The following is a 5,723-nucleotide window of genomic DNA, read 5'->3' as shown; positions in this document are numbered from 1 at the left end:
AGATCTACGGGGCGCAGCAGGGTTCGATCGACGTGGTTGCTCCGGGAGCCGATCTGGCGCAATACAATCCGGGGGACAAGCTGGCGGCGCGCGCCGAACTCGGGTTGAATCCCGACGAGTCGATCGTCGCATTCGTCGGACGCATCCAGCCGCTCAAGGCCCCCGACGTGCTGATCGCCGCGGCTGCCGAAGTGCTGCAGCGCAATCCGAGAACACCACTGCGCGTCCTCATCGTCGGCGGCCCGTCCGGCAGTGGACTGGATCGACCCGACAGCCTCATCGATCTGGCCGAGAACCTGGGGATAGCTGCCCGGGTGACGTTCATGCCGCCGCAACCGTCGGCGCGACTGGCCCAGATCTACCGCGCCGCGGACATCGTCGCCGTGCCGAGCTACAACGAATCGTTCGGCCTGGTCGCGATCGAAGCCCAGGCCTGCGGAACTCCTGTCCTGGCCGCCGACGTCGGCGGACTCGGCGTGGCGGTGCGGTCGGGCGAGACCGGACGCCTGGTGCAAGGCCACCGCACCGACGATTGGGCCGATGCGCTGTCGTCGATGCTGTCGGACCCAGTTGCGTTGGCCGACATGGCGACCGCAGCACCGCTGCACGCCCGCAACTTCTCGTGGGAGCACACCGCCGACGGACTCATCGAGAGCTACCGGCAGGCCAAGTTCCACTTCGACCGCGGCGAGGGGCCGAGCGAGTTCTCGCCGCGACGCGTCAGAGGATTGTCGAAACTACGCAGATCAGGAGCTGTGACTGCATGAGCGAGACTGCCGAACTGATCGACCGGGCACTGAAGGACCGCGAGCTGGACTACACCCGGCGCGGGGACGTGTTCACCGTCGAGCTGCCGGGGGAACGCAAGCTCAAGACAACGACGATGCTGACCGTCGGGCATCACGGGGTGCGCATCGAGGCGTTCGTCTGCCGCAAACCCGACGAGAACTTCGAGGGCGTCTACAGGTACCTGCTGCGACGCAACCGCCGCCTGTACGGAGTGCACTACACGATCGACAAGGTCGGCGACATCTACCTCGTCGGCCGAATCTCGTTGCACGCCGTCACCGGTGACGAACTCGATCGCATTCTCGGACAGACCCTCGAAGCCGCGGACGGCGACTTCAACGTGCTGCTCGAACTGGGATTCGCCGAGTCCATCAAACGCGAATGGGCGTGGCGCGTCTCGCGCGGCGAATCGTTGGCGAACCTGAAGGCATTCGAGCACCTGGTGGACGAGCGGGAAGCGTAACTCGCCGGAAATGGGACGGCGTTGCTGCCGGTAACGTCCGGTTCCTAGCCTAGGGCCATGACCAGGCCAGAGGACGCTCGCCCACCGGTGCTGCAGATGTTCGGCTACGGCCTGCAACACATTCTCTCGATGTTCGGCGGCGTCATCGCCGTTCCGATCATCGTCGGTGGAGCGGCCGGACTGTCCGGGATCGATCAGGCACTGTTGATCTCCTGCGCACTGTTCGTCAGTGGCGTGGCAACTGTGCTGCAAACGATCGGCATCCCGTTCTTCGGCTCGCAACTGCCGCTCGTGCAGGGCATTTCGTTCGCGTCGGTCTCGACGGTTCTGACGATCATCGGCAGCGCGGAGGACGGGCGAACCGGACTGCGCACGGTGCTCGGAGCCGTTCTGGTGGCCGCGCTGATCGGATTGGCCATCGCTCCGTTCTTCTCCAAGATCGTTCGCTTCTTCCCGCCGTTGGTGACCGGAAGCATCATCACCGTCATCGGACTGTCCCTGATGCCGGTGGCCGCGCGCTGGATCACCGGCCAGGAGATGGTGGGCGGAGCACCGAACCCGAACTATCTGGACCCCGGCAACATCGGGCTGGCGATGTTCACCCTCCTCGCCGTGCTGGTGATGACCAAGATCCCCGGACTGTCGCGGCTGTCGATCCTGCTCGGACTCGTCGTCGGCACCATCGCGGCACTGATCGTCGGCAGGACCGACTTCGACGGCGTCGCCGACGCGTCCGTGGTGGCCGTCCCGACACCCTTCGCCTTCGGCTCGCCGATCTTCGCAATCGGCGCGATTCTGTCGATGACCATCGTCATCCTGGTGATCATGGTCGAGACCACCGCCGACATCCTCGCCGTCGGCGAAGTGGTCGGAACCGACGTCGACTCCAAGCGCGTCGGCGACGGCCTGCGCGCCGACATGGTCTCCTCTGCCGTCGCCCCGATCTTCAACAACTTCCCGGCCACGGCCTTCGCACAGAACGTCGGCCTGGTCGCGATGACCGGCATCAAGAGCCGCTTCGTCGTCGCGATGGGCGGTGGCGTGCTTGCGCTGCTGGGCCTTTCGCCGATTCTCGCGGCCGTCGTCGGGGTTGTCCCGTTGCCCGTGCTCGGCGGTGCCGGCATAGCGCTGTTCGGAACCGTCGCCGCCAGCGGTATCCGCACCCTCGGCAAGGTGAACTACGACAACAACTCCAACGTGGTCATCGTGGCGGTGACCTTGGCGTTCGGACTCATACCTGTTGTCGCGAGCGACTTCTGGGACGAGTTCCCGGACTGGTTCGTCACGATCTTCCACTCCGGAATCAGTGCCGCCAGCATCGTCGCGGTGGTACTCAACGTATTCTTCAACGTGTTCAAGCCCGGTACTCCGCCGAACCCCTCGGTGGTGGCAGCGGGGCCGGCAGTGATGGTGCGTGAGGACGAAGCACGAATACTCCGTGAAGGCGGCAGCTTGCCCGACGATCTCTCTTCCGAGAAGGCCGTGCCCGACAAGACACCTGAGTGAAATCCTGCGCACCCTCGCCCGCGCGAGTAGCGTCCCGACCCAGACGAAGTACACCTAAATTGGAGGACATCTTGTCATTCGTTACCCGCACGAGTACGCGGAAGGCAGCACTCGGCGGCGTTGCGTCGCTCGGTGCCATCGCCCTGATCGCAGGCTGTGGATCTGCCCCCGAAGACGAAGGATCGGGCGGAAGCGCATCGAGTGACTTCCTGCCCTGCATGGTCTCCGACAGTGGCGGATTCGACGACAAGTCGTTCAACCAGCTCGGGTTCGAGGGCCTGACCGAAGCCTCCGAGGAGCTCGGCGTCGAGCCGCGCACCGTCGAGTCCGCGTCGCCCACCGACTACGGCCCCAACATCAACAACCTCGTCGATCAGGGCTGCAACCTCATCGTCACCGTCGGATTCGATCTGGCCGACGCCACCAAGGTCGCCGCCGAGGCCAACTCCGACATCGACTTCGCGATCATCGACGACTCCACCATCGATCTGCCGAACGTCAAGCCGCTGACCTACGACGCGTCGCAGTCCGCATTCCTCGCCGGCTACGCGGCCGCCAGCTACAGCACAACCGGAGTGGTCGGTACGTTCGGTGGCTCCCAGCTGCCGACCGTCACCATCTTCATGGACGGTTTCGCCGACGGCGTGAACTACTTCAACGAGCAGAAGGGCGAGGCAGTCCGCGTCATCGGCTGGGACGTGCCCTCGCAGAACGGCTCGTTCACCGGCGGATTCACCGCCAACGAGGTCGCCAAGAACACCGCCCAGGGTCTGATCGACCAGAACGCCGACGTCATCTTCCCGGTCGGTGGACCCATCTATCAGAGTGCGGCACAGGCCATTCGGGACTCCTCGCGCCCCGTCGCCCTCATCGGCGCCGACGCCGACGTGTTCGAATCCGACCCGTCGGTCGGCGACCTGCTGCTCACCTCGGTGACCAAGGGCCTCAAGACCAGCGTCGACGAGGTCGTCGCCAACTCCGGTGCCGATGCATTCGACAACACCCCGTACGTGGGCACGCTCGAGAACGACGGAGTCGGTATCGCACCGTTCCACGATTTCGAGTCCGAGGTCGACCCCGCACTGCAGGGCGAGCTGGACACGATCAAGGCCGGCATCATCGACGGATCCATCACCGTCGAGTCTCCCTCGGCACCCAAGTAGTTCATGAAGCTCGAACTTCGCGGTATCACCAAACGATTCGGCTCGTTGGTTGCCAACGACCACATCGATCTGACCGTCGAATCCGGCGAGATCCACTGCCTGCTCGGCGAGAACGGTGCGGGCAAGTCCACGTTGATGAACGTGCTCAGCGGCCTGTATCGCGCCGAGGAGGGCCAGATCCTGCTCGACGACGTCGAGCAGAACTTCGCCGGACCGGGCGAGGCCATGACTGCCGGGATCGGCATGGTGCATCAGCACTTCATGCTGATTCCGGTGTTCACCGTTGCCGAGAACATCGTGCTCGGCAACGAAACCACCTCGCTCGGTGGACGACTCGACCTCGTGGCAGCGCGGAAGCTGGTGCGGGAGATATCCGCGAGGTTCGGCTTCGACCTCGACCCCGATGCTCTCGTCGACGACCTCCCCGTCGGCGTGCAGCAGCGGGTCGAGATCGTCAAGGCACTCTCTCGTGAGGCCAAGGTGCTCGTGTTCGACGAGCCGACGGCCGTCCTGACGCCGCAGGAGACCGACGATCTGATGCGGATCATGCGGGAACTCGCGGCGTCGGGCACCACGATCGTCTTCATCACCCACAAGCTGCGCGAAGTACGCGAAGTAGCCGACAAGATCACCGTCATCCGGCTCGGCAAGGTCGTCGGAGAAGCAAAGCCCACCGCCAGCAACACCGAGCTCGCTGCACTGATGGTGGGACGCGATGTGCAGCTGACCGTCTCGAAGGATCCGGCCACGCCGGGGGACGCGGCACTGGTCATCGAGAACCTGTCGGTGTTCGACGCCCAGGGCAACAAGACCGTCGACGACGTCAGCCTCGAAGTCGCGGCGGGGGAGATCCTGGCCATCGCCGGCGTGCAGGGCAACGGCCAGACCGAATTCGTCGAAGCCCTACTCGGGTTGCAGGACAACGTATCCGGCAAGATCAGCCTCGACGGCAAATCGCTCGTCGGGTCGACGGTGCAGGACGTGCTCGACGCAGGCGTCGGCTTCGTGCCGGAGGATCGGACCGTCGACGGGTTGGTGGGTGAATTCTCCATCGCGGAGAACCTGATGCTCGATCGCTCCAACAGCATGCCGTTCGTGCGGCGCGGCGCGGTGCAGCGCGAGTACCTCGAGACTTTCGCGTCGGAGAAGCTCAGCGAATTCGACGTGCGCGCACCGGGAATCGGCACCGCCGTCGGACGCCTGTCCGGTGGCAATCAGCAGAAGGTGGTGCTCGCGCGAGAGCTGAGCCGAGACCTGCGTCTGTTCGTCGCAGCGCAGCCCACTCGCGGAATCGACGTGGGATCCATCGAATTCGTACACAAGCGCATCGTCGCCACCCGGGATTCGGGGATCCCGGTCATCGTGGTGTCGAGCGAACTGGACGAGGTCGCCGCACTGGCCGACCGCATCGCCGTCATGTATCGAGGAGCAATCGTGGGAATCGTCCCCGGGGATACGTCCCGCGAAACACTCGGCTTGATGATGGGCGGTGAACGTGGTGAGTGAGGCCGAACAGCCCCCCAAATCCCAGGAACCGTCGAAGTCGCATGTGGTGCTTCGGCAGATCTTCACCGGCAGTGCGATCATCTCGGTTCTCGCGGTACTCCTTGCGCTGATCGTGGGTGCGGTGCTCATCGCCGCCACCAACTCCGGCGTCCAGGAATCGGCCGGGTACTTCTTCTCCCGTCCCTCGGACATGCTGACGGCGATCTGGGATTCTGTTTCCGGGGCGTACTCGTCGCTGTTCCAGGGTTCGGTCTACAACTTCCGTCGACCCGGATTCGAGAACGGCATCCGGCCAC

Annotated in this window: 5 protein-coding genes and 1 pseudogene; all 6 read left to right on the top strand. The window is 64.6% G+C overall.

From position 1 onward, the window contains the following. On the top strand, window positions 1–767 hold a 767-nt coding region (locus A2J02_RS02045; RefSeq protein WP_156516039.1), incomplete at its 5' end, for a glycosyltransferase. Then, a complete protein-coding gene (locus tag A2J02_RS02040) occupies window positions 764–1,252 on the top strand; it encodes a YbjN domain-containing protein (RefSeq protein WP_068046105.1) in 489 nt (162 codons plus the stop codon). The genes A2J02_RS02045 and A2J02_RS02040, both read left to right, overlap by 4 nt. 57 nt (window positions 1,253–1,309) lie before the next feature. Continuing rightward, a complete protein-coding gene (locus tag A2J02_RS02035; protein ID WP_068046102.1) occupies window positions 1,310–2,758 on the top strand; it encodes a nucleobase:cation symporter-2 family protein in 1,449 nt (482 codons plus the stop codon). 71 nt (window positions 2,759–2,829) lie between these two features. Beyond that, window positions 2,830–3,921 (top strand): BMP family lipoprotein, encoded by a 1,092-nt coding sequence (locus tag A2J02_RS02030; RefSeq protein WP_231893693.1) that lies wholly within the window; start codon window positions 2,830–2,832, stop codon window positions 3,919–3,921. A 3-nt stretch (window positions 3,922–3,924) separates the two neighbouring features. Further along, window positions 3,925–5,427: an ABC transporter ATP-binding protein gene (locus A2J02_RS02025; RefSeq protein WP_068046097.1), complete on the top strand. Its 1,503-nt coding sequence runs from the start codon at window positions 3,925–3,927 to the stop codon at window positions 5,425–5,427. Beyond that, window positions 5,420–5,723: pseudogene (locus A2J02_RS02020) on the top strand (ABC transporter permease); the annotation flags it as partial. The gene A2J02_RS02025 and the pseudogene A2J02_RS02020, both read left to right, overlap by 8 nt.

It is taken from the genome of Rhodococcus sp. EPR-147, assembly GCF_001647185.1.
GTDB lineage: Bacteria > Actinomycetota > Actinomycetes > Mycobacteriales > Mycobacteriaceae > Rhodococcoides.
The sequence above is the reverse complement of the archived record's forward strand: the minus strand, read 5'-3'. Positions and strand labels throughout refer to the sequence as shown.